The organism is Marinobacter sp. H13 (genome assembly GCF_059072335.1).
The window spans coordinates 3243532-3263896 of record NZ_JCACRU010000001.1; the positions used below are offsets into that span (position 1 = coordinate 3243532).

Annotated in this window: 20 protein-coding genes and 1 tRNA gene; 9 read left to right on the forward strand and 12 right to left on the reverse strand. The window is 57.4% G+C overall.

Annotation, left to right across the window (positions count from 1 at the left end):
* The first annotated feature begins 23 nt into the window (after positions 1–23).
* The 5 genes from rpsR (at position 24) to alr (ending at position 4328) form a co-directional block, all read left to right on the forward strand.
* Positions 24–254, forward strand: coding sequence for a 30S ribosomal protein S18 (rpsR, locus tag AC5JQH_RS15075; RefSeq protein WP_007154918.1), 231 nt, complete (start codon positions 24–26; stop codon positions 252–254).
* 26 nt (positions 255–280) lie between these two features.
* Complete coding sequence (locus AC5JQH_RS15080; protein WP_008176381.1) at positions 281–1147, forward strand: hypothetical protein; 867 nt, start codon at positions 281–283, stop codon at positions 1145–1147.
* A gap of 20 nt (positions 1148–1167) precedes the next feature.
* Positions 1168–1614, forward strand: a complete 447-nt coding sequence (gene rplI, locus AC5JQH_RS15085) for a 50S ribosomal protein L9 (RefSeq protein ID WP_008176379.1) — start codon at positions 1168–1170, stop codon at positions 1612–1614.
* A gap of 231 nt (positions 1615–1845) precedes the next feature.
* Positions 1846–3252, forward strand: a complete 1407-nt coding sequence (gene dnaB / locus AC5JQH_RS15090) for a replicative DNA helicase (RefSeq protein ID WP_041644976.1) — start codon at positions 1846–1848, stop codon at positions 3250–3252.
* Entirely contained in the window at positions 3252–4328 is a 1077-nt protein-coding gene (gene alr / locus AC5JQH_RS15095; protein ID WP_493805730.1) for an alanine racemase, read from the forward strand. The genes dnaB and alr overlap by 1 nt, the downstream gene beginning before the upstream one ends.
* 17 nt (positions 4329–4345) lie before the next feature.
* On the opposite strand, the gene AC5JQH_RS15100 is transcribed toward alr, so the two are convergent.
* The gene (locus AC5JQH_RS15100; RefSeq protein WP_053114594.1) at positions 4346–4702 is read right to left on the reverse strand and encodes a hypothetical protein; all 357 of its coding nucleotides are present in this window, start codon (positions 4700–4702) and stop codon (positions 4346–4348) included.
* A gap of 149 nt (positions 4703–4851) precedes the next feature.
* On the opposite strand from AC5JQH_RS15100, the gene AC5JQH_RS15105 reads away from it, so the two are divergent.
* On the forward strand, positions 4852–5730 hold the full coding sequence (locus AC5JQH_RS15105; RefSeq protein WP_008176370.1) for an SDR family oxidoreductase: 879 nt from the start codon (positions 4852–4854) through the stop codon (positions 5728–5730).
* Positions 5731–5757: 27 nt separating this feature from the next.
* Here the strand turns inward: AC5JQH_RS15105 and fnr are convergent, their stop codons facing one another.
* From fnr to ylqF, 3 genes are all read right to left on the reverse strand, one after another.
* Positions 5758–6507: a fumarate/nitrate reduction transcriptional regulator Fnr gene (gene fnr, locus AC5JQH_RS15110; protein ID WP_014576153.1), complete on the reverse strand. Its 750-nt coding sequence runs from the start codon at positions 6505–6507 to the stop codon at positions 5758–5760.
* Between the two features lie 139 nt (positions 6508–6646).
* Positions 6647–7855, reverse strand: coding sequence for a beta-ketoacyl-ACP synthase I (gene fabB, locus AC5JQH_RS15115; protein WP_008176366.1), 1209 nt, complete (start codon positions 7853–7855; stop codon positions 6647–6649).
* 121 nt (positions 7856–7976) lie between these two features.
* Entirely contained in the window at positions 7977–8846 is an 870-nt protein-coding gene (gene ylqF / locus AC5JQH_RS15120; protein ID WP_491713740.1) for a ribosome biogenesis GTPase YlqF, read from the reverse strand.
* 242 nt (positions 8847–9088) lie between these two features.
* On the opposite strand from ylqF, the gene AC5JQH_RS15125 reads away from it, so the two are divergent.
* Positions 9089–9553 (forward strand): Spy/CpxP family protein refolding chaperone, encoded by a 465-nt coding sequence (locus tag AC5JQH_RS15125; RefSeq protein WP_227497878.1) that lies wholly within the window; start codon positions 9089–9091, stop codon positions 9551–9553.
* Between the two features lie 416 nt (positions 9554–9969).
* On the opposite strand, the gene AC5JQH_RS15130 is transcribed toward AC5JQH_RS15125, so the two are convergent.
* From AC5JQH_RS15130 to AC5JQH_RS15155, 6 genes are all read right to left on the reverse strand, one after another.
* Positions 9970–12477: an efflux RND transporter permease subunit gene (locus AC5JQH_RS15130; RefSeq protein WP_493805731.1), complete on the reverse strand. Its 2508-nt coding sequence runs from the start codon at positions 12475–12477 to the stop codon at positions 9970–9972.
* A 48-nt stretch (positions 12478–12525) separates the two neighbouring features.
* Complete coding sequence (locus AC5JQH_RS15135) at positions 12526–13746, reverse strand: methyl-accepting chemotaxis protein (protein WP_493805732.1); 1221 nt, start codon at positions 13744–13746, stop codon at positions 12526–12528.
* 8 nt (positions 13747–13754) lie between these two features.
* Positions 13755–14807: a lipoyl synthase gene (lipA, locus tag AC5JQH_RS15140; protein ID WP_014576159.1), complete on the reverse strand. Its 1053-nt coding sequence runs from the start codon at positions 14805–14807 to the stop codon at positions 13755–13757.
* A gap of 129 nt (positions 14808–14936) precedes the next feature.
* Positions 14937–16214 (reverse strand): O-acetylhomoserine aminocarboxypropyltransferase/cysteine synthase family protein, encoded by a 1278-nt coding sequence (locus AC5JQH_RS15145; protein WP_008176355.1) that lies wholly within the window; start codon positions 16212–16214, stop codon positions 14937–14939.
* Position 16215: 1 nt separating this feature from the next.
* Positions 16216–16476 carry a hypothetical protein gene (locus AC5JQH_RS15150; protein WP_008176354.1) on the reverse strand — a complete coding sequence of 87 codons (261 nt, stop codon included), beginning with the start codon at positions 16474–16476 and terminating at the stop codon, positions 16216–16218.
* An 80-nt stretch (positions 16477–16556) separates the two neighbouring features.
* On the reverse strand, positions 16557–16991 hold the full coding sequence (locus tag AC5JQH_RS15155; protein ID WP_493791999.1) for a PACE efflux transporter: 435 nt from the start codon (positions 16989–16991) through the stop codon (positions 16557–16559).
* 274 nt (positions 16992–17265) lie between these two features.
* On the opposite strand from AC5JQH_RS15155, the gene AC5JQH_RS15160 reads away from it, so the two are divergent.
* The gene (locus tag AC5JQH_RS15160; protein ID WP_493805733.1) at positions 17266–18009 is read left to right on the forward strand and encodes a type 2 periplasmic-binding domain-containing protein; all 744 of its coding nucleotides are present in this window, start codon (positions 17266–17268) and stop codon (positions 18007–18009) included.
* 201 nt (positions 18010–18210) lie between these two features.
* Positions 18211–18987, forward strand: coding sequence for a substrate-binding periplasmic protein (locus AC5JQH_RS15165; RefSeq protein WP_008176352.1), 777 nt, complete (start codon positions 18211–18213; stop codon positions 18985–18987).
* Positions 18988–19070: 83 nt separating this feature from the next.
* Here AC5JQH_RS15165 and AC5JQH_RS15170 read toward each other — a convergent pair.
* Both AC5JQH_RS15170 and ychF read right to left on the reverse strand, forming a co-directional pair.
* Positions 19071–19147 (reverse strand) — tRNA-Met (locus AC5JQH_RS15170).
* 92 nt (positions 19148–19239) lie between these two features.
* Entirely contained in the window at positions 19240–20331 is a 1092-nt protein-coding gene (gene ychF / locus AC5JQH_RS15175) for a redox-regulated ATPase YchF (protein WP_008176351.1), read from the reverse strand.
* Between the last annotated feature and the right edge of the window lie 34 nt (positions 20332–20365).

Consider the following 20365-nt stretch of genomic DNA (forward strand, 5'->3'; position numbering starts at 1 on the left):
AACCGGAGTTGAGGAGTTAAGTTATGGCTCGTTTTTTCAGACGTCGTAAGTTCTGCCGCTTCACGGCAGAGGGTGTTAAGGAGATCGATTACAAAGATCTGGACACCCTGAAAGGCTACATCACTGAAACCGGCAAAATCGTGCCCAGCCGCATCACCGGCACCAAAGCACGTTATCAGCGTCAGCTGGCTACCGCTATCAAGCGTGCCCGCTACCTGGCACTGCTGCCGTACTCGGACAGCCACGATAACTAAGTAACAGAAACACAGGACTTGGGACCATGCGTGCACTTGCACAGTATGTAATGCGCGGTCCCTTCCAGGCCGGCGGGGTAGCAGCAGTCACGACTGCAGTGCCCTTGTTGTTCTGGATTGGCGCAGCCGTTGTCGGCCTGGTTATTCTCAGGCTTGGCATCAGCCAGGGGCTCAATATCGGGCTCTGGGCATTACTTCCGGCGCTTGGCTGGAGCATTTTCGGGCAGGACCCGACCGCTCTGGCTGTATTGCTCCAGGTGATGCTCATGGCGTCGCTGATCAGAACCACGCAGTCCTGGGAAAAAGCCCTGCTTGCGGGAAGTTTTCTCGCAATCGTCACAGGCCTGATGTTGCCTGTGGTCTACCCGGGCTTGCTGGATGATCTGGTCCAGGCCGGGGTGAGCTTTTACCAACAGTACAATGCCGAAATCGCGCAGAGTCTCGGCGATGACCTCGACAGGGTTATCCGCGACACGATGAACGCGAGTATGGCCGGCACCTACCTGGCAACGGGTGTGGGCATGACCATGCTGGCGCGGTCCTGGCAGGCGGGGCTTTATAACCCCGGTGGGTTCCGCAAGGAATTCCATAGCCTGCGGCTGTCGGCGCCGATTGCGGTGTTGTGTGCAGTGACCATGGTGGTTGGTCCGATCCTCGGGCTGAATTCCATGTTGCTTGCCTGGGCTGCGGGAACACCGCTGTTCCTGGCCAGCCTGGCACTGGTACACGGCGTTGTTGGTTTGAAAAAGCTCAGTGGGAACTGGTTGGCGATGTTTTATGTAGCGCTGATCCTTTTGGGCCCAAGCCTGATGATTCTGTTAGTGGTTCTGGCTTTTGTGGATAGCTGGCTGGATATCCGGAGGCGTATAAGCCCTGCCGGGCCGGCTGAATAAAGCACGAAGAGGTTAACGAGATGGAAGTTATTCTGCTCGAGAAAGTTGCAAACCTTGGCTCCCTGGGTGACAAGGTAAAGGTTAAGGCCGGTTACGGTCGTAATTTCCTGCTTCCTTATGGCAAGGCTGTACCTGCCACTGAAGCAAACCTGAAGGCGTTCGAAGAGCGTCGTGCCGAGCTTGAGAAAGCAGCTGCTGAGAAGCTGTCTGCTGCCCAGGCCCGCGCCGAGGCCCTCGAGGGTGCCGCTTTCACCATCAGCTCCAAGGCCGGTGAAGAAGGCAAGCTGTTCGGTTCTATCGGTGTGCGCGACATTGCTGACGCGATCACTGCCGGTGGTACCGAAGTAGAGAAGAGCGAAGTTCGTCTGCCGGAAGGCCCGATCCGGGTGACTGGCGAGTACGAGATTGAGCTTCAGCTGCACTCCGACGTTGAAGTAAGCGTCAAGCTGGCGGTTGTTGCCGAGTAAGCCGTTTTCTCTGGAAACGGTGCTGGGGTTGCCCCGGCTCTGGTAATACGCTGGTGGCCCCACTGCCTCTTTAGAGGCTGGTGCCGGCCAACCTGACAGGCCCGAACCGCATCTCGCGGCTTTCGGGTCTGTTGCTTTCTGGTATGCTGTTAAGACCCTGTAACCCCCTCCCATTGCTTCGGCAGGTCGCTTAAACTGTCGTGGTTATGATGTGCAACTGAAGATGTGTTCATGGCCAAGCCCAATCTGAAGCCCGCGAGTACCGATCTCGAAACCAGCCGGATCAAGGTTCCCCCTCATTCTGTCGAAGCAGAGCAGGCAGTCCTGGGCGGCCTGATGCTGGACAATCGCCGGTTTGACGAGATCTCCGAGGTGATTTCGGCCGCCGATTTTTACCGACAGGACCACCGGCTGATCTTTGGCGCTGTGGAGCGCCTTGCCAGTGAGAGTGAGCCGCTGGATGTGGTCACCCTCGCCGAATTCCTGGAGCGGGCCGGTGATATCGAAGATGCCGGTGGTTTGTCCTATCTGGCGGAATTGGCCGAGAAAACCCCGGGTGCAGCCAACATCCGTGCCTACGCCGATATCGTCCGGGAACGCTCCATTCTGCGCCAGCTGGTGGAGGTGTCCGGCAAGATTTCCGATTCGGCCTTTAATCCACTCGGGCGAAACAGCAATGAGATTCTGGATGAGGCTGAGCGCAGCGTTTTCCAGATTGCCGAAGCGCGGGTCAAGGAGGGTTCCGGGCCGCAGGCCATCAACCCCATTCTGGCCAAGACCCTGAGCCGGATTGAGGAACTGTTTGAGTCAGGTGAGCAGACCACCGGCCTGACCACCGGTTTCAAGGATCTGGATGAGCAGACCTCGGGCATGCAGCCTTCGGACCTGATCATCGTGGCGGGTCGCCCCTCCATGGGTAAGACGACCTTTGCGATGAATATTGTCGAGAATGCCCTGATCAGCACCGGCACGCCGGTTCTGGTGTTCAGTATGGAGATGCCGGCGGATGCCCTTGCCATGCGTATGCTCTCGTCGCTCGGGCGCATTGACCAGACCAAGGTTCGCGGCGGCAAGCTGGAAGAAGACGACTGGCCCCGGCTGACCTCGGCGGTGAGCCTTCTGAAAGACAAGCCGCTTTATATCGACGATACGCCGGGCCTGAGCCCTACCGAGATGCGTTCCCGGGCGCGCCGTATTGCCCGGGAAAACGACGGCAAGATTGGCCTGATCATGGTCGACTACCTGCAGCTTATGCGGGTGCCCGGCAACACCGAGGGTCGGACCGCTGAGATCTCGGAAATTTCCCGGTCACTGAAGGGTATCGCCAAAGAGTTGAGTTGCCCGGTGGTGGCCCTGTCCCAGCTTAACCGGAGCCTTGAGCAGCGGCCCAACAAGCGCCCGGTGAACTCGGATTTGCGGGAATCCGGCGCCATCGAGCAGGACGCCGACGTCATCATGTTTGTGTACCGGGATGAAGTCTACAACGAGGACACCCCGGACAAGGGCATTGCCGAGATCATTATTGGTAAGCAGCGGAACGGCCCCATTGGCACCATCCGACTTGCGTTTATCGGCAAGTACACGAAATTCGAAGATCTGGCCCACGGCGATTACAGCGACTACGGCGGGGAGTATTGATGCCCCGCAGTACGATTGCCCGGATTGATCTGGACGCCTTGCGCCGGAACTTCCAGACTGCCCAGCGGCGGGCAGGCGGGGCCAGTGTGATGGCCGTGGTGAAAGCCGATGGCTATGGCCACGGTATCGGGCCGGTGGCTTCGGCGCTGGATAGCCTGGCGCCGAAATACGCAGTGGCTTGCCTGGAAGAAGCGCGTGCCATTCGGGAAACAGGTCTGACACAGCCGGTCGTCCTGCTTCAGGGCGTCCATGCTGAAGCGGATATCGCTGAATGCGCCCGGAGTGGCTTTGAGCCGGTGTTCCATAGTTTCCAGCAACTGGCGTGGCTGGAGCGTCTGGATACATGGCCCGCTTTCTGGCTGAAAGTGAACAGCGGTATGAACCGTCTCGGCTTTCATCCGGACGAGCTGGCCGGGGTGATGAGCCGGTTACAGGCCATGAGCGCTGATACAGAGCTCCTGGGGTTCGTCACGCATTTTGCGTGCGCCGACGATCCAGACAGCGCAATGACGGCGCAGCAGACTGCGGTGTTCGAAAAGGCTACGTCTTCGTTCCCGGATTTAATGAAGAGCGTTGCCAATTCGGCCGCCCATTTTCGACCGGGCCAGCCGATGTTTGACTGGAGCCGCCCCGGAATCATGTTGTATGGCGGCTCACCAATGGTGGGCACGACCGGTCCCGAACTTGGCCTGGAGCCGGTAATGTCGCTTGAGGCCCCCTTGATCAGCACCCGCTTGGTGCCGGCGGGCGAGTCCGTTGGCTATGGGGCTGGCTGGGTTGCCGATCGGAACACGCGGATGGGCATAGTCGCGATCGGTTACGGTGATGGCTACCCCCGGCATGCCGGCACCAATACGCCTGCGGCGATCAACGGCCAGCGGATCAGACTGATTGGCCGGGTATCCATGGACATGCTGGCGGTGGACCTCACCAATGCACCCGATGCGAAGGAGGGTGACAGCGTTGAACTCTGGGGTCGCACCGTGGGGGTCGATGAGGTAGCCGCCTGTGCCGGCACTATCTCCTACGAGTTGATGACCGGCATCACCGGGCGGGTACCGCGGCAATACCGGTAGCGCTGTGGCGCGCTTTTTCAACCTGGTTCCGGTTCGTGAATGATTTCCTCGATAAAGTCGAGAATGGCAGCGAGGCTGCGGTCGTCCAGCTTTTTGAGCACCTTGTGCACGACCATCTTGCTGCCCTTGAGCATGCTGCTGATGCCCATTTTGGCCATGCCCATCATCATGCTGCTGGCATGCAGGCGGCGAAGCGGCTCCAGGAAAAAGAAGTCCAGACCTTCTTCGGTCATGTCCACAATCAGGTTGAAGAGCTTGTCGATGGCTTCCTTGTCGGCCTTGCCGCGTTCGCGCAGTTCGCCGACGGTATACAGGGCCCGGGTTCGCAACTCATCAGGGATCGGCGCCACAATGTGGCTCTGTTGTTTCAGCATGACAGTTCCTGTTGTTGTATGCTCTTGAAAGAAATAGCAAAGCATTAAATTCAGACTGCATCAGTGTAGGCGCCGGAATCCAGAAGCCATTGGCCAAACCGGTTCCGAAATAACGTCACATCAGTGATATCGGGAGGCATTGAATCCTCGTGCATGTACTTGTTGTTCACGATTACGGCCCTTTGGGGAAGGTTTTGCTGGAGCGCTTGCGGGCAACGCACCTGCACGTCAGCCCTTTGCTTGTCAGCGATCCCTCCAACGCCGATCTTGATGCACTGGAGAACTGGATTCCCGAAGATACCGACCTGATCGTAAATGCTCTCTGGATGGCCGATCCGGAGGTCGCCGAGAATGATCCTGAGGGGGTCCATATGGCGGCATTCTCGCTACCAGTGGCCATGGCCGAGTTTGCACGTGATCGTGGTATGGCGCTGCTCCAGCTGTCCTCCTGCTACGTGTTCGATGGCCGGAAGCAAAGCGGGTACATCACTTCCAATCCAGGGCAGCCGGTGAATGAGCTGGGTAACTGGCAATGGGAGTGCGAGCAGGCCCTGCGGACCCTGTTGCCTCGGCATATTATCCTGCGGACCGGCTGGAGCCTGGCACGGTTCATCCGGAAGGTGCAGGCCAGTACGGCTGCCGGTGAAATACTGTCACTACCCGGACGATGCCGGGGGCAACCCGTATCGGTCCGTGATCTGGCCCGGGTAATCGAGGCTGTGGTTCTGCAACTTGATTGCGGGGCCGAGGTCTGGGGCACCTATCAGTACGCCGGTGCCGAGGAAATCAATCTGTACGAGCTGGGCCTGGCGATTGCCGGGCTGCCCGGGATTCCCGAAGGGATCCGGGTGGTGGACGAGGTGCCCGAGTGGGGCCACCTTGAGCCGGTCAATACCACGCTGATCTGCACCAAGATCCGCAATACCTTCGGCATCAAGCAGATGCCCTGGCGCTCCGGCCTGGTGGATGAGCTGACGATGCTGAAAAAGAATAACGGCAGGGAAGTGGAGAGTGAGCCCGCCGGCTAGTAGCAACGGCGGGCAAAACGCAGTTTCTCAGTTATTGCACTGGCGGGAGAATTCCCGGCTGACCATTTGCAGGGCTTCGATATCCAGAAGTTCGACTTCCCGGCCCCGGGCCTTGATGATGCCCTGATTCTGAAAGCGCGTGAATACCCGGCTTACCGTTTCAACGGCGAGGCCCAGGAAGTTTGCGATGTCGTTCCGAGCCATGGGCAGACTGAAGTTGGTCGGCGACATACGGCGGCGCTGGAATCGGCTGGACAGCGACAAGAGCAGTGCAGCAATGCGCTCTTCAGCGGTGTTCTTGCTCAGCAGCATGGCCAGTTGATGGCTGTTCTGGATCTCCTGGCTCATCAGGTGATACATGTGGTGCTGCAACTCGGGCAGTTTGCCGGTCAGCTCCTCCAGTTTCTCCATCGGGAACTCACACACGCTGGTCCGTTCCAGAGCCTTGGCGGTGCACGCATAATGTTCACTGCCAATGCTGTCCAGGCCTACCAGCTCTCCGGGCATGAAAAAGCCCGTCACCTGTTCCTCGCCATTCTCGGTAATGATCGACGTCTTTATGGAGCCGCTTTTTACCGCAAAACAGGAGCGGTAGGGCGTGCTCTGGTCGAAGATGTGTTCACCACGGTTGAAGATCCGCCCCTGCTGGACAATGTCTTCCAGCCGGTCGAGGTCATTCTCTTCAATTGCCAGGGGCAGGCACAGGTTGCTCAGACTGCACTGGTGGCAGGACGCCTTGAGGGGAGATGCCTGACGAAACGGAATTGCTTGAGCCATACGTGATAATCCGTCCGATTTGATCCATGTCAACTATGTACCTTAATACGGATGGCCGTCTTTGCCAATAATCAAGCTGGATGATCTTAGAATATATTTTTAAAAAATAAGGGCCCGCAGGCCCTTATGCATCGCGGTTTCAGAGCTTCTCGAATACCAGGGACGCGTTGGTTCCGCCGAATCCGAAACTGTTGGACATCACGGTGTTCAGCGAGGCTTCCCGACCTTCAGGGCCTACAAGCGGAATATCGCTGATTTTCTCGTCCGGATTGTTCAGGTTCTTGGTGCCGGCAATGAACCCGTTCTGCAGCATCAGCAGCGAGTAGATGGCCTCCTGAACACCGGCAGCGCCGAGCGAATGACCAGAGAGTGATTTGGTTGAGGAAATGGCCGGGATGTCGGAACCGAAAGTGGCCCGCACCGCGCCCATCTCGGCAACGTCGCCAACCGGGGTGCTGGTGCCGTGGGCATTGATGTAGTCAATCTTGCCCCGGATGGTGGCCATCGCCTGCTTCATACAGCGCTGGGCACCTTCGCCCGACGGCGCAACCATGTCATAGCCGTCCGAGGTGGCGCCGTAGCCGGTCAGCTCGGCAATAATGTTGGCGCCGCGTTTCTTCGCGTGTTCCAGTTCTTCCAGCACCATCATGCCGCCACCGCCGGCAATCACGAAACCGTCACGGCCGGCATCGAAGGGGCGGGAAGCCGTTTCAGGGGCATCGTTGTATTTGGTGGACAGCGCCCCCATGGCATCGAACATCATGGTCAGGCTCCAGTCCTCTTCTTCACCGCCGCCGGCGAACACGATGTCCTGCTTGCCAGCCTGGATCTGTTCCATGGCGTGGCCGATGCAGTGGGCGCTGGTGGCACAGGCCGAGGACATGGAGTAGTTCACGCCACGGATCTTGTAGGCGGTGGCGAGGCAGGCGGACACCGTGCTGGTCATGATGCGGGGGACCATATAGGGCCCGATGCGCTTCACGCCTTTCTCGCGCATGATGTCGGTGGCTTCCACCTGGCTTGAGCAGGAAGCGCCGCCGGAGCCGGCGATCAGGCCGGTGCGGTCGTTGGAGATCAGGTCTTCGGTCAGCCCCGCCTGGGCGATGGCCTGCTCCATGGACAGAAAACTGTACATGGCGGATGGGCCCATGAACCGGCGGATTTTGCGGTCGATAACGGATGTGTCCACATCCACCGAGCCTGCAATCTGGCTCCGGAAGCCCATTTCCTTATAGGTTTCGTTGAAGCGGATGCCTGATTTTCCATTCTTCAGGCTCTGGGTGACCTCGTCCAGTGAGTTTCCGAGGCAGGACACAATGCCCATGCCGGTGACGACGACGCGTCTCATAAGTTCCTCCTTTCCGACCGGCCGAAATGGCCGATCCTGCGATCAATAACATAATTTGACAGTCTAGGCGCTTTGGCCCGGATACGATATTTGACCTTGGTAAGGGGAGCTCAGGAGGCGCTCAGTCTGCCGCCTCCTCGGCGGCCCGGGCTTCGCGTTCGACCATTTCCGGGGTTTCCAGGGAAATGCGTCCCAGCTTGCCCGACCGGAATTCGTTGAGAAGTACCTCCGAGACCTTGTGCAGGTCCGGAACGCCGCCCCGCCCGAAAAATCGGCGTTTCGCGGCAATGCCATCCATCAGCGCCAGGGCATCTCTCGGCAGTTCCTCAAAGCCGTAGCGGGCCCGCACAAGCTCCGGGTAGGCTTCCAGCAGGTACTCGGCCTCGAACATGGCGACATCCTCAAAATCCAGCACCGCGCTTCGAATCGCCCCGGTAACCGCCAGACGGTAACCGCAGGCTTCGGGGGACAGCTTAGGCCAGAGAAAGCCGGGGGTGTCGTAGAGCAGAATGTTATTAGGCAGCTTGATGGCCTGCTGGGCCCTGGTCACGGCCGGCTCGTTCCCGGTTTTGGCCGCAGGTCGTCCCGCCAGTGTGTTGATCAGGGTGGACTTGCCGACGTTCGGAATGCCCAGGATCATCACCCGCAATGCGCTCTTCTGGCGATCGTGACCGGGCGTCATCTCTTCCGCCAGCTTGAGGATGGACAGTGCCTCATTGCGCTGGTTGTGGGTAAGCGTGATGGCGCGAACCCCATGTTCTTTCTCGAGCCAGGCTAACCACTGCTCGGTAATTTCTGGATCCGCCAGGTCGCGCTTGTTCAATACCTTGATCAGTGGCGTATCACCACGAAGGGCCGGCACGAGCGGGTTTTCGCTACTGAAAGGAATACGCGCGTCAACCACTTCGATGATGAGATCCATCTGCGGCATGACTTTTTTGATCTCCTTGCGGGCCTTGTGCATATGCCCTGGAAACCAGTTAATGGCCATCTTGTCTGCTCCGGATGTGGTTAAACGGCGCCATTATGAAGGGGAATGACCAAACTTTCACATTTGTTTGAATCCGCGTGTGTGGCGGCTTTTGGCGCAGGATACTGAGAAGTATGTACAAAAAGAGGGCTGATCGGGGTGAAAAACCGTATCCGTATGTTTTAGGGTGTAGTCCCTGAACGATGAAACCAATGTATGTCGGTGGTATTCAGATTGTGGCCACCCTGTTAACGGAGACGTTTATGAAGCTTGTAAAACTGTTCGGTACTGCCCTGGTAGCCCTTAGCCTCTCGGTTCCGGCCGTGGCCCAGCAATCCGGTGGCCAGCCGGATCAGGTTGATCAACTGGCACAGATGGTGGGGCTGACCGATGACCAGCAAACTGAAATCCGTGCCATCATCGACGAGATGCAGGGCGAAATCGGCGAACTCCGCCAGGAAGCCCGTGCACTGCAGCAGCAGATGCAGGGTGAGATCAAATCAGACTTTGATGAATCCGCTATCCGCGAGCAGGCCAAAGAACTGGGTGATGTGACCGGCGAGATCGCTGCTCTGTCCACTCTGATGCAGGCGAAGGTCGACAGCGTTTTTACCCAGGAGCAGCGCGACGAGCTGGATAAGCGTATGCAGCAGATGCAACAGCAAATGCAGCAGCGTCGTCAGATGCAACAACAGATGCAGCAGGGGCAAGGTCAGGGCATGCAGTAATCCTGACTTCCCTCTGACTTTGTTGGAGAAGGGCCACGCTTTCGGGTGTGGCCCTTTTTTTGTGGGCCTAGCCTGCTGATTTTGTGGGAGGAACAGCGGTGTTGGCCCCTCCCAAAAAACGCTACGAGCACATCCATGTGCGCTTGGCTGTGACCATCCTTGGCCACAGACATTTTTGGGAGGGGCCAACACCGCTGTTCTATAAAATTCACAGTGATATCAGACGAACAGCCGGCAGACCTGAAAGTTGGTGGCGTTGTTTGTTTCCAATATCTCTTGATTCCGAAGCTTGGCGGGTGTGGGCCTTTGACAGAATGTCGGCGGCCAAGGATGGCCGACGTCAAGCGCACATGGATGTGCTCGTAGCGGTTCTGGCAAAGGCCCACACCCGCCGAGCCACCCCCGAAACCAGAAGGCTAGGAGCCCAAGCCCGAAGAAGCCCCACCCAAGCCAAAGGGCTTAACCAGAACAATCAGCCGGGGAAGCAAGGTAAGAGCCCCAACCAGAGCCATGAACATGGCAAACCCCGTAAACAACCCGAAGTAGATGGTCGGGATGAAGTTGGACAGCACCAGTATCGAGAACCCGGAGATGATGGTCAGCGACGTGAAGAACATGGCCTGGCCGATGCTTCGGTGGCAGCGGTGCATGGTGGCAATGTAGTCGCCGTCTTTATGGAACTCGGTTTTGAACCGGTGGATGTAGTGGATGGTGTCGTCCACGGCGATGCCGACGGTGATGGCGGCGACGGTGATGGTCATCATATCCAGGGGAATGCCCAGCCAGCCCATCAGGCCGAGCACTGAGCCGGCGGCGATGAGGTTCGGGGCGATGCCGATCAGGGCCAGTTTCAGGGAGCGGAACAGGATCAGGAACATCACCATGATGGCCGCGAAGACCACGCCGATGGTCTTGATCTGAGAATCGAACAGGCTTTGCAGCATGTTGTTGTACATCACGGTCATGCCGGCAAAGAGTACCTGATCTTTCGAGTATCCCAGTTCCGTTGTCAGATGTTCATGGATGCGGTTCAAGAGCTCCTGTCGACGCAGTTCCGGCATGGTTTCCAGGATCCGGATGCTGAATCGGGCCTGGTCGTGCTCCTCCGAGATGTAGGGTGTCAGCAGGGTACCCTGCAGGTCATCCGGAACCGCAGCGGGTACAAACGCCAGTTCCAGGGCGTCCAGGGGCTCGCCCTGGTTGATTTGGGCGAGGATATCCAGCGTGGTGTTGATCGAGAGCACCTTGCCGGTTTCCGGTAGTCCGTCCAGGTAGTCGTGAACCGCTTCCAGTTGTTCCATTTTCTGGTAGGTGTACCAGGTATCGCGGTATTCCTCTCCGGCACCGCAGTCTTCCACGAACGGGTCGCAGTCACTGGCAAACGGGTCGCCGCCGCTCGCGCCTTCCGGTGGCGGATCGTCGGTGATAACCACGTCCAGGGGCGTGGTGCCGCCCAGGCGGTTGTCGATGGTGACCATGCCCTGATGGATTTCGGTGGAGGATTTGAAATAGTCGATGAAGCTGTTTTCCACCGTCAACTTGCTCAGGCCGATAACGCAGAGCACCGCAATCACGCCGGATCCGACCAGTACCGTCTTGCCGAAGTGTTCGGTGAACCGGGCAAAGGCATCGGTGAAGGGGATCCGGTCAGAGGTGACCCGGCTGTCCAGTGGCGGGGGCAACAGGGTCAGAAGTGCCGGGAAGATGATAAAGGTAATCAGGAAGGCCACTGCAAGGCCCAGGGTCATCATCCAGCCAAAGTCGATGACCGGGCGAATGCCGCTGAAGGTGAGGGAGCCGAAGGCGACGATGGTGGTGATGGCCATGTAGAAGCAGGGCTTGATCATCGCCATCACGGTGTTGCGCAGGGTCTCTCTCGGGCTGGCCTCACGATCATCGTGCTGGAATTCCCGGTAGCGCACGATCAAGTGGATAGTGAGCGACAGGGTCATGATCAGCAGCAGGGAGATAAAGTTGGAGGAGATGACCGTAACCGGCCACTGGGCCCAGCCCAGAAAGCCGATCATCAGCCAGACGGTAAAGCTGCAGCACAACAGCGGCACCAGAACCCAGCGCCATTGCCGGAAAATGATGGCCAAAGTGAGCAGCAGAAAAGCCAGGACGCCAAGCCCGAAGGTCGACAGGTCGTTTTCGATGAAGCGGATCATGTCCGCCACAATCATGGGCACCCCGCCCAGGTGGATGTCCGCGCCGTCGCGGTAGGTGTCGAGAATGGAGCGAACCGTGCGGATGGTGGCATCGCGCTCGACCCCGAGGGTTTCGGTAAAGTCGATGAAATCCTGTTTTACCCGTTCCAGTTCGGCCAACTCGGCCTCGGAGGCTTCGCCGGCATCGGCCTTGTCTCTCAGATCGTTGCGTTTTCTCAGCAGTTCAAAATAGCGATCCGGCGTGGGCAGGTTGACCTGTATGGCAGTGGTTCGCCCGTCTTCGCTGATCAGCAGGTTGGGGTAGAGCGGATTGTTCAGAAGCGCCTGGCGGGCTGTGTCCGGCGTTACATCGTGGTCGTCCAGGGTCTTGATCTCGCTGTCCACGGTATCCAGCGTCAGATCCGGGCTGTGGAGCAGGGGTACGTTCAGGATGCTGTTGGTGGAGCCTACGGCTTCCAGGCCTTGCAGTTCATCCCTCAACGCGCCCAGTCTGGCCAGCCCATCTTCGGAGAACAGTTCACCTTCGGGGGTATAGGTGACGATCAGGAAATCGTCCGAGGTGGTGAAGCGGCGGTTTACCTGGCGGTATTGTTCGAGGGACCGGTCGTTTTCCAGTACCAGGGATTCGGCGGAAGCATCGAGGCGGAATTCGCCGAATTTGATAGCGGCGATGGCTAGAAGGAGGCCGAAAGCCGCAAGGATAATAACGGGATGCGGAAAAATCAGGCGGTCATACAGGGCGCGAAGACGATTCATGAACAACTACTCTGCCAGTTCAAACGAGTGCAGAGTGTGCCATAAACCTCAGTGAACCGTGACCTTTGACGAGGCTTCTTCCAGGGAATCGATCAGCTTTTTCAGGCGGCGGCTCATATCCGCGCTCTCGGCAAGCTGGGTCACCATGTTCTGGGTGGTCTCGCGAATGCCTTGAACGTTAGCCAGCACATCGTCGGTGCCGGCGGTCTGGTCTGCCGAGACGTTGGCGATTTCCTGGTTGGTATGATCGATCCGGCTGACCACCTCGTTGATGGCTTCCAGGGCTCGGCGGCCTTCCTCGGATTCCTCGACGCAGCGGGTGGCATCCTCGGAACTTCCGGTCATCTGATTTACGGCGGTGTTAATGGCGCTTAGAAGCCGATCGATCGTGCCCTGAATCTGATCGGTGGAGTCCTGGACCCGTTGGGCCAGTTTACGGACTTCATCAGCCACGACAGCAAACCCTCGGCCCTGTTCGCCAGCGCGGGCCGCCTCGATGGCCGCGTTCAAGGCCAACAAATTGGTCTGCTCGGCAATGCCCCGGATTTCGGTGATGGCGTGGCTGATTTCATGGCTGTTTTCGGCCAGGGCTTCGACGCTGCTGGCGGAATTGCGCACCACATCGGCAAGCTTGCGGATGCTGTCGGCGCTCTGTCCGACACGGGTGCTGCCGTCGCGAGCGGCATCGCTCGCCTCGTGGGAGAGAGTCTTGGCAATTCCGGCCTGTTCGGCGATGCCGGTGAAGCTCTGCAGCATGGTTTCGATGACTTCCGCGGACCGGTCGGCGCCCTGTTGTTGGCGACCGAGGTCATCACGACGGGCTTCGGCGGCCGCGGTCAGTTCCTCAACTTCCCGGTGCAGCCGTTCGATGGCTTCCTTCATGCTTCGGACCACGCCCACGGTGCGGTCCTGCATGGCGTTGAAGGCGCTGGCCATCTCGCCGATTTCGTCGGTGGAATCCACCACCGCCCGCTGGCTAAGATTGCCCGAAGCCTGAACGTCGACCATGGTGTTTTTCAGGCGGTTCACGTGGCGTTCGATAAACGAGATCAGCAGCTGGGATCCGGCCATCTCGAGCACCATAAGTATTGCCACAACCAGCGCGAAGCCGGGTGCCGTATCAGCGAAGACCTCGTTGAACGTCCGGCCGGTCTGCCCGGCAATCGTGTTCATGGCATAGAGAACGAGCAAGCAGAGAACTGCAAAAACGACAATGTTCAGCAACCAGAATTTGTACTTCAGCCGGGCATTTCGCAGCATTGTCAGCATGTATGTTCTCAGTCGATGGCCTTCACCGGAATCTGCATGGCATTGGAGGCTTGGGGAACCTCGGGCACCGCGAGACCCAGATTGTTTTTATCGAAGACTTTGTCAGCCCGGTAGCTGGAGCGGACCATGGGGCCGGATGGCACTTCCATGAAGCCCTTCTCCAGGCCGATTTCCCGGTAACGGTTGAACTCTTCGGGGGTGACGTAGCGTTCTACCGGCAAGTGGTTCGGAGTAGGGCGCAGGTACTGGCCCAGAGTCAGGATATCCACACCGATGGCGCGCAGATCGTCCATGGTTTCCAGGATTTCCTCTTCGGTTTCGCCGAGCCCCAGCATCAGGCTGGTCTTGGTAAGCACGTCCGGACGGTGCTTCTTGGCGTGCTCCAGGACCCGGAGGGTTTTTTCATACCCGGCACGCGGATCACGAACCCGACTGGTCAGCCGCTTGACGGTTTCCACGTTCTGGGCAAAGACATCCAGCCCGGAATCCACCACCTTCTCAACGTCCGCCATCACCGCATCAAAATCCGGCGTCAGCGCCTCAACGGCGACTTCCGGCGTGCGCTGTTTGATGGCAGAGACACAAGCGGCATAGTGGGCAGCGCCGCCGTCGTCCAGGTCATCACGGTCTACCGAGGTAAGCACAATATAACGAAGGCCCATCAGCTCTACGGACTTGGCCGTGTTTTCGGGCTCTTCATGATCGAGCCAGCCTTTCGGGTTGCCGGTGTCCACCGCGCAGAATTTGCAGGCCCGGGTACACACAGACCCCATCACCATGATGGTGGCCGTGCCGGCGGTCCAGCACTCACCGATATTGGGGCAATGAGATTCCTGGCAAACGGTGCTCAATCGGTGCTCACTGACGTTCTTGCGCACCGCCTCATAGCGCTCGCCCCCGGGCATGCGTGCCCGGAGCCATTTGGGCTTCGGCTCTCGCTTTTCCGCTGTTGTGGCTTCCTGCTTCGATGACCGCTTGACGCCATCCTTGATGGCCGAGAAGCCATGCTCGTTGCGGAATTTGGAACCACTGGTAATGCGGGTTTTTGCGCTTTCGCTCATTGCAACCGGACTCTCGATTCGGGCATGGGGAACACTAAAGAGTAATGGCCTGGCGGGGGAGTTACAAGACAGATAGGGGCAATCACGAGGGTGCCGGGCACGACATTGGTCGTACCCGGTTGACCGCTATCAGGCCTGGGCTTTGTCCAGGGCCTGGGTAATGTCGGCAATGATGTCGTCGACATGCTCGATACCGATGGACAGCCGCACCAGATCCTCGCTCACACCGGCGCTCTTCAGCTCTTCCGGGTTGAGCTGGCGGTGGGTGGTGGTCGCCGGGTGGCAGGCCAGGGACTTGGCGTCACCGATGTTCACCAGACGCAGGATCAATTCCAGGGCATCGATGAACTTTGCCCCGGCTTCCCGGCCACCCTTGATGCCGAAGCTCAGGATGCCGGACGCTTTCCCGCCGGAAATCTTCTCGCAGGTCGCCTTGTACGGGCTGTTGGCCAGGGTCGCGTAGTTGACCCATTCAACAGACGGGTGCTCCTGCAGGAAGTTCGCGACTTTCTCGGCGTTCTCGCAATGACGTTCCATGCGCAGCGCCAGGGTTTCCAGACCCTGCATGATCAGGAACGCATTGAACGGAGCAAGGGCGGCACCGGTGTTGCGCAGAGGAACCACTCGGCAGCGGCCGATGAAGGCAGCAGGGCCCAGGGCGTCTGTGTAGACCACGCCGTGGTAGGACGGATCCGGTTCGTTCAGCATCGGGAACTTGTCAGCACTGGCTTTCCAGTCGAACTTTCCGGAATCCACGACAACGCCTGCGACGGTGGTGCCGTGGCCACCGATGTACTTGGTGAGCGAGTGAATCACGATATCGGCGCCGTGCTCGATCGGGCGGCACAGGAACGGCGTGGCAACCGTGTTGTCCACCATCAGCGGGATGCCGTGTTTGTGCGCAATTTCGGCCCAGCGTTGGATATCGACCACGTTGCCTGCCGGGTTGCCGATGGACTCGCAGAACAGGGCGCGTGTGTTCTCATCAATAGCCTTTTCCACGGCATCGAAATCGTCATGGCGAACCATCTTGCACTCAATGCCCTGGTTCGGCAGCGAGTGCGCGAACAGGTTGTAGGTGCCGCCGTATAGCTGACTGGTGCTGACGATGTTGTTACCCACCTTGCAGATGGTCTGCAGCGCATAGGTGATGGCCGCCATGCCAGAGGCCACGGCCAGGGCGCCAACACCGCCTTCCAGTTCTGCCATCCGCTCTTCGAGAACCGCGTTGGTCGGGTTCATGATACGGGTGTAGATGTTGCCCTGAACCTTCAGGTCAAACAGATCGGCACCGTGCTGGGTGTCATCGAAGGTGTAGGACGTGGTCTGGTAGATCGGGGTGGTAGCGGCCCGGGTAGTGGGATCGCTTTTGAAGCCTGCGTGCAGCGCTAGGGTTTCCGGTTTCATGTCAACGGTCCTTGCTGGTGTGTTGTTCTTTATGGGTTTCAGCCCGTGAGTATGCCACAGAGTTTGTCTTTAGAGGATCGTCCCGCTCCCTCCTTGCAGACCTGAGATAGTCACTGATGGATGGGTAGAAGAATATCCCCAGGCAGACCCAGAAAACACTGATCGACAGGATGGCCGCCTTCACGCTCGCGCCGGCGAACCCAAGGGCAATGGGAACCAGAACAACGGCCAGGAACACGGTGAGCGCGTGGCGGGATTTCATAATGCGATACAGCCTTAAAACGCATTCGGGTGAAGCCTCTATTCTATCCGACTACTGCCCCCGGGATTGTCAAAGTTTGTTTAGGTGGCGTTGGATTTCTTGGCATCCGTGTCAGGAAATATGGTGTCGTAACTCCAGGTGAATACGAACGCATACACCAGATAGAAGACTACGAACGCGATATCCACGATCAGCGCCTCAAGAAGACCGATGCCCATCCACCAGGCAATAATCGGCAGGAAAAACAGCATCAGACCCAGCTCGAAACTCACCGCGTGCAGGAAACGAACCCGCAGGGATTTCTGGGTTGAGCCCGTGAAGTGCTTCAGGCCGTGATCGAATCCCAGGTTAAACAGGTAGTTCCAGATTGTCGCGATGGTGGCGCCAACCACACCCAGAACGCCAGTTCTGCCCATATCGAAACCGAACGTAACGGCAGCGAGGGGAACGGACAGCAGGAGGCCGATCACTTCGAAGGAGATGGCCTGGCGAACTCTATCTTTGGTTGATCTCATGGCTAGTACTCTACGAAAGCCTTCAGCTCTGCGTTCACTGTCCGGACGTGTAAGTGAATGCGGGCGGTGTATAGAAGTTCCAAATGAGGAACTGTCAAAGTCGGTTCAAGTGGGGCAGAAGAAGAAAAAGTGATCAAAAAATGGGCAATTTTGTGGCGCGATCACTATTATTGTGCGTATCAGCAGTAAGGCTACCAAAAGAATGGCGGCCTCTTTGATACGCAATGCAATCGAAAAGCACCTAACGGACCCGCGTGCTTTGGAGGTGAGAATCATGGATTGGCCCACTTCACCCAAGCTCCTCCTGCTGGTTTGGCTATCGCAGTTGTCCCTATCGGTACTTGCTGACTCAAGGCCCCCCCATGTAATTGGGGTTTTCGAAGGTATCGATCGGGAAAGAGCTGTTGAAAATGGCGAGCTAACAGGGCGATTTGCACCCTATTATCAATGTGTTTTCAGCCGGGTAGATAGCGATTTCCAATTCGTTGAAATGCCGTTGGCACAAATGCTTTACCGCTTGCAGAAAGGTGGTATTTCCGCTGGGTTGCCGATGGTGCAGACGGCTGAGCGGGATGAATACGCGGATTTTGGCGGGCTATTGTTCCAGACAGAGTACGTCTATCTTTTGCTCCAGGACTTACCACCTCTCAACAGTCTCAGTGGCCTCAGGTTCGCATTTGTCCGGCAGTTCGTTGGAGCTAAGCTCCTTAGAGGTGCTGACCCTCTCGTAATCCCCGTTTCTGATTGGAGCCAGGCTGTCGAGATGCTCAAGCGCGGTCGTGTGGACGTCGTTGTTCTACCCTGGGTGCTAATAGATTTGTATATGAAGGGGTTCGACCGCCCCTACTATGCTCGGACTGCAGCTTGGGTGGACCTTTCGATGTATATTTCACATCGCGCGGATGATAGTGATTTGACGGAAGATCTCAGAAAGGCAATCAGAAAATGTCGGTTTATTGCAGAGCAAAATCAGGGCGGCTGGAATATCCCTGCTAGACGTCGGGATCTGGGAAATTGACCATGATCCAGTCAATTTGAAGTTAACCAATTAAAAAGGGTCACGATTCTCGTCGCTCTGACGTTCCGTTGCACGCATTGCGTAATCCGGTTGGCAAGGAAACGATGAGCGCAGTGCCGATACGACAGCTACTATGAAAAGAGCGTTTGAAGCTGTGGATTAGTATCTGTTACTGCATTCGCACGATTGGGGGGGTGAGGCATGCAAAGGCTCGTATGGCTCAAGCTTCTGCATTTCTTTTTGCTTCTGCTTTTCTCTCTATCTCTGTCTGCCGAGTCAAAACGCCACCATTTTGTTGGAGTCTTTGCCGATATAGAACGCGAAATTTCTGTAGAAAATGGAAAGCTCGTGGGTCGTTTTGCGCCTTATTATCGTTGTGTCTTTAGCCGCGTAGGCGGCGATTTCAGGTTCATTAATATGCCTTTGGCCCAGATACTTCGCCAACTGGAAAAGGGTGGTATTTCGGTTGGATTGCCCTTGATTCAAACGGCAGAAAGGGACAAGTATGCGGACTTTGGCGGTTCGCTGTTCCGATTAGAATATGTGTATCTCATGGCTCAGGATTTGCCGCCGCTAGAAACCATGACGGGGCTCAGGTTTGGATTTGTCCGCAAATTTGCTGGTTTACAGCTTTTAAAAGGTGATAGCCCTCGCGTAACTGATGTCTCTGATTGGGCGCAGGCGGTCGAAATGCTTCGGCTCGGTCGCGTGGATGTCGTGGTTCTGCCGCGGATCATGATGGACCTGTATATCGATGACTATCCGGGGCATTATTATGAACGGACAGCCGCCTGGATAGATTTGTCCATGTACATCTCTCATAGAGTAAAAGACAGCCGTCTCACGGAAGATTTCAGGGATGCAATCAGAACCTGCCGCTTGATTGGCGAGAAAAATCATGGTGCCTGGGATATTCACGGGAGACAGCGAGATCCAGAAGACGGACCTGGCGTCAGTGAATTTGCCAACCCTCAATAAGATTACAGCGCTCTGGGGCAGGGGACAAAAAGGGGAGATCCAACAAAAAAGGGTCACGACTCGCGTCGCAACCCTTTGAATCTTGGTAGCAAGGGGCGGAGTCGAACCGCCGACCCCAGCATTATGAGTGCTGTGCTCTAACCAACTGAGCTACCTTGCCATTTCGCTTTGGGCATCGCCCCAAACGAGGCGCGTATTTTCAGTATTTGGGCTCTTTCTGTCAAGGCTTAGGGCCCAGTTTTTCCTGAAAAATTACACGTTGAAGCGGAAGTGGATAACGTCGCCGTCTTTCACGATGTATTCCTTGCCTTCCAGGCGCCATTTTCCGGCATCCTTGGCCCCGGCTTCGCCGTTGTACTGAACGAAATCGTCGTAGCTCACCACTTCTGCCCGGATGAACCCGCGTTCGAAGTCGGTGTGGATCACGCCGGCGGCCTGAGGCGCTGTGGCGCCGATTTTTACGGTCCAGGCACGGACTTCTTTCACCCCGGCGGTAAAGTAGGTCTGCAGGCCCAGCAGGCCATAGCCCCCGCGAATTACCCGATCCAGGCCTGGCTCTTCCATGCCCATTTCTTCCAGGAACATCGATTTTTCATCGTCTTCCAGTTCGGAGATTTCTGCCTCTATCTTGTTGCAGATGGGCACAAGCGCGGCATTTTCCGACTCAGCGATCTGTCGCACGGTGTCCAGATGCGGGTTGTTCTGGAACCCGTCTTCGCTGACGTTGGCAATGTACATGGTCGGCTTCACGGTCAGCAGGCAGAGCTCTCGGATCAGGGCCATCTGGTCCTTGTCGAGGTTCATGCTGCGCACCGGTTTGCCCTCGTTCAGCACCGGCAGCAGCTTTTCAAAGATTTCGAGCTGAGCTTTCGCTTCCTTGTCACCGCTCTTGGCCACGCGCTGAACCCGCTTGATGGCTTTTTCAACGGTTTCCAGATCGGCGAGAGCCAGTTCGGTGTTAATGATTTCTATATCAGAAGCCGGATCAATCTTGTTGGCAACGTGAATGACGTTGTCGTCCTCGAAGCAGCGCACCACATGGGCAATGGCGTCGGTCTGGCGGATATTGGCCAGAAACTGGTTGCCCAGGCCCTCGCCTTTCGAAGCACCTTCTACAAGGCCTGCGATATCCACGAACTCCATGGTGGTTGCCACCACCTTTTCCGGCTTAACGATCTCGGCAAGTTTGTTGAGGCGCGGGTCGGGCATGGCGACAACACCAGCGTTGGGTTCGATGGTGCAGAACGGGAAGTTCTCTGCGCCAATGCCGGATTTGGTCAGTGCGTTGAACAGGGTGGATTTGCCGACGTTGGGAAGGCCGACGATGCCGCAGTTAAATCCCATGGAATGCCTCTGCTGGTACTGGAAAATTTGGGCG

What these genes read in the sequence shown, in the direction of transcription:
- rpsR (WP_007154918.1), top strand. Translation starts at nt 24, where the DNA reads ATGGCTCGTTTTTTCAGACGTCGTAAGTTCTGCCGCTTCACGGCAGAG.
- AC5JQH_RS15080 (WP_008176381.1), top strand. Translation starts at nt 281, where the DNA reads ATGCGTGCACTTGCACAGTATGTAATGCGCGGTCCCTTCCAGGCCGGC.
- rplI (WP_008176379.1), top strand. Translation starts at nt 1,168, where the DNA reads ATGGAAGTTATTCTGCTCGAGAAAGTTGCAAACCTTGGCTCCCTGGGT.
- dnaB (WP_041644976.1), top strand. Translation starts at nt 1,846, where the DNA reads ATGGCCAAGCCCAATCTGAAGCCCGCGAGTACCGATCTCGAAACCAGC.
- alr (WP_493805730.1), top strand. Translation starts at nt 3,252, where the DNA reads ATGCCCCGCAGTACGATTGCCCGGATTGATCTGGACGCCTTGCGCCGG.
- AC5JQH_RS15100 (WP_053114594.1), bottom strand. Translation starts at nt 4,702, where the DNA reads ATGCTGAAACAACAGAGCCACATTGTGGCGCCGATCCCTGATGAGTTG.
- fnr (WP_014576153.1), bottom strand. Translation starts at nt 6,507, where the DNA reads ATGGCTCAAGCAATTCCGTTTCGTCAGGCATCTCCCCTCAAGGCGTCC.
- fabB (WP_008176366.1), bottom strand. Translation starts at nt 7,855, where the DNA reads ATGAGACGCGTCGTCGTCACCGGCATGGGCATTGTGTCCTGCCTCGGA.
- ylqF (WP_491713740.1), bottom strand. Translation starts at nt 8,846, where the DNA reads ATGGCCATTAACTGGTTTCCAGGGCATATGCACAAGGCCCGCAAGGAG.
- AC5JQH_RS15125 (WP_227497878.1), top strand. Translation starts at nt 9,089, where the DNA reads ATGAAGCTTGTAAAACTGTTCGGTACTGCCCTGGTAGCCCTTAGCCTC.
- AC5JQH_RS15130 (WP_493805731.1), bottom strand. Translation starts at nt 12,477, where the DNA reads ATGAATCGTCTTCGCGCCCTGTATGACCGCCTGATTTTTCCGCATCCC.
- AC5JQH_RS15135 (WP_493805732.1), bottom strand. Translation starts at nt 13,746, where the DNA reads ATGCTGACAATGCTGCGAAATGCCCGGCTGAAGTACAAATTCTGGTTG.
- lipA (WP_014576159.1), bottom strand. Translation starts at nt 14,807, where the DNA reads ATGAGCGAAAGCGCAAAAACCCGCATTACCAGTGGTTCCAAATTCCGC.
- AC5JQH_RS15145 (WP_008176355.1), bottom strand. Translation starts at nt 16,214, where the DNA reads ATGAAACCGGAAACCCTAGCGCTGCACGCAGGCTTCAAAAGCGATCCC.
- AC5JQH_RS15150 (WP_008176354.1), bottom strand. Translation starts at nt 16,476, where the DNA reads ATGAAATCCCGCCACGCGCTCACCGTGTTCCTGGCCGTTGTTCTGGTT.
- AC5JQH_RS15155 (WP_493791999.1), bottom strand. Translation starts at nt 16,991, where the DNA reads ATGAGATCAACCAAAGATAGAGTTCGCCAGGCCATCTCCTTCGAAGTG.
- AC5JQH_RS15160 (WP_493805733.1), top strand. Translation starts at nt 17,266, where the DNA reads ATGGATTGGCCCACTTCACCCAAGCTCCTCCTGCTGGTTTGGCTATCG.
- AC5JQH_RS15165 (WP_008176352.1), top strand. Translation starts at nt 18,211, where the DNA reads ATGCAAAGGCTCGTATGGCTCAAGCTTCTGCATTTCTTTTTGCTTCTG.
- ychF (WP_008176351.1), bottom strand. Translation starts at nt 20,331, where the DNA reads ATGGGATTTAACTGCGGCATCGTCGGCCTTCCCAACGTCGGCAAATCC.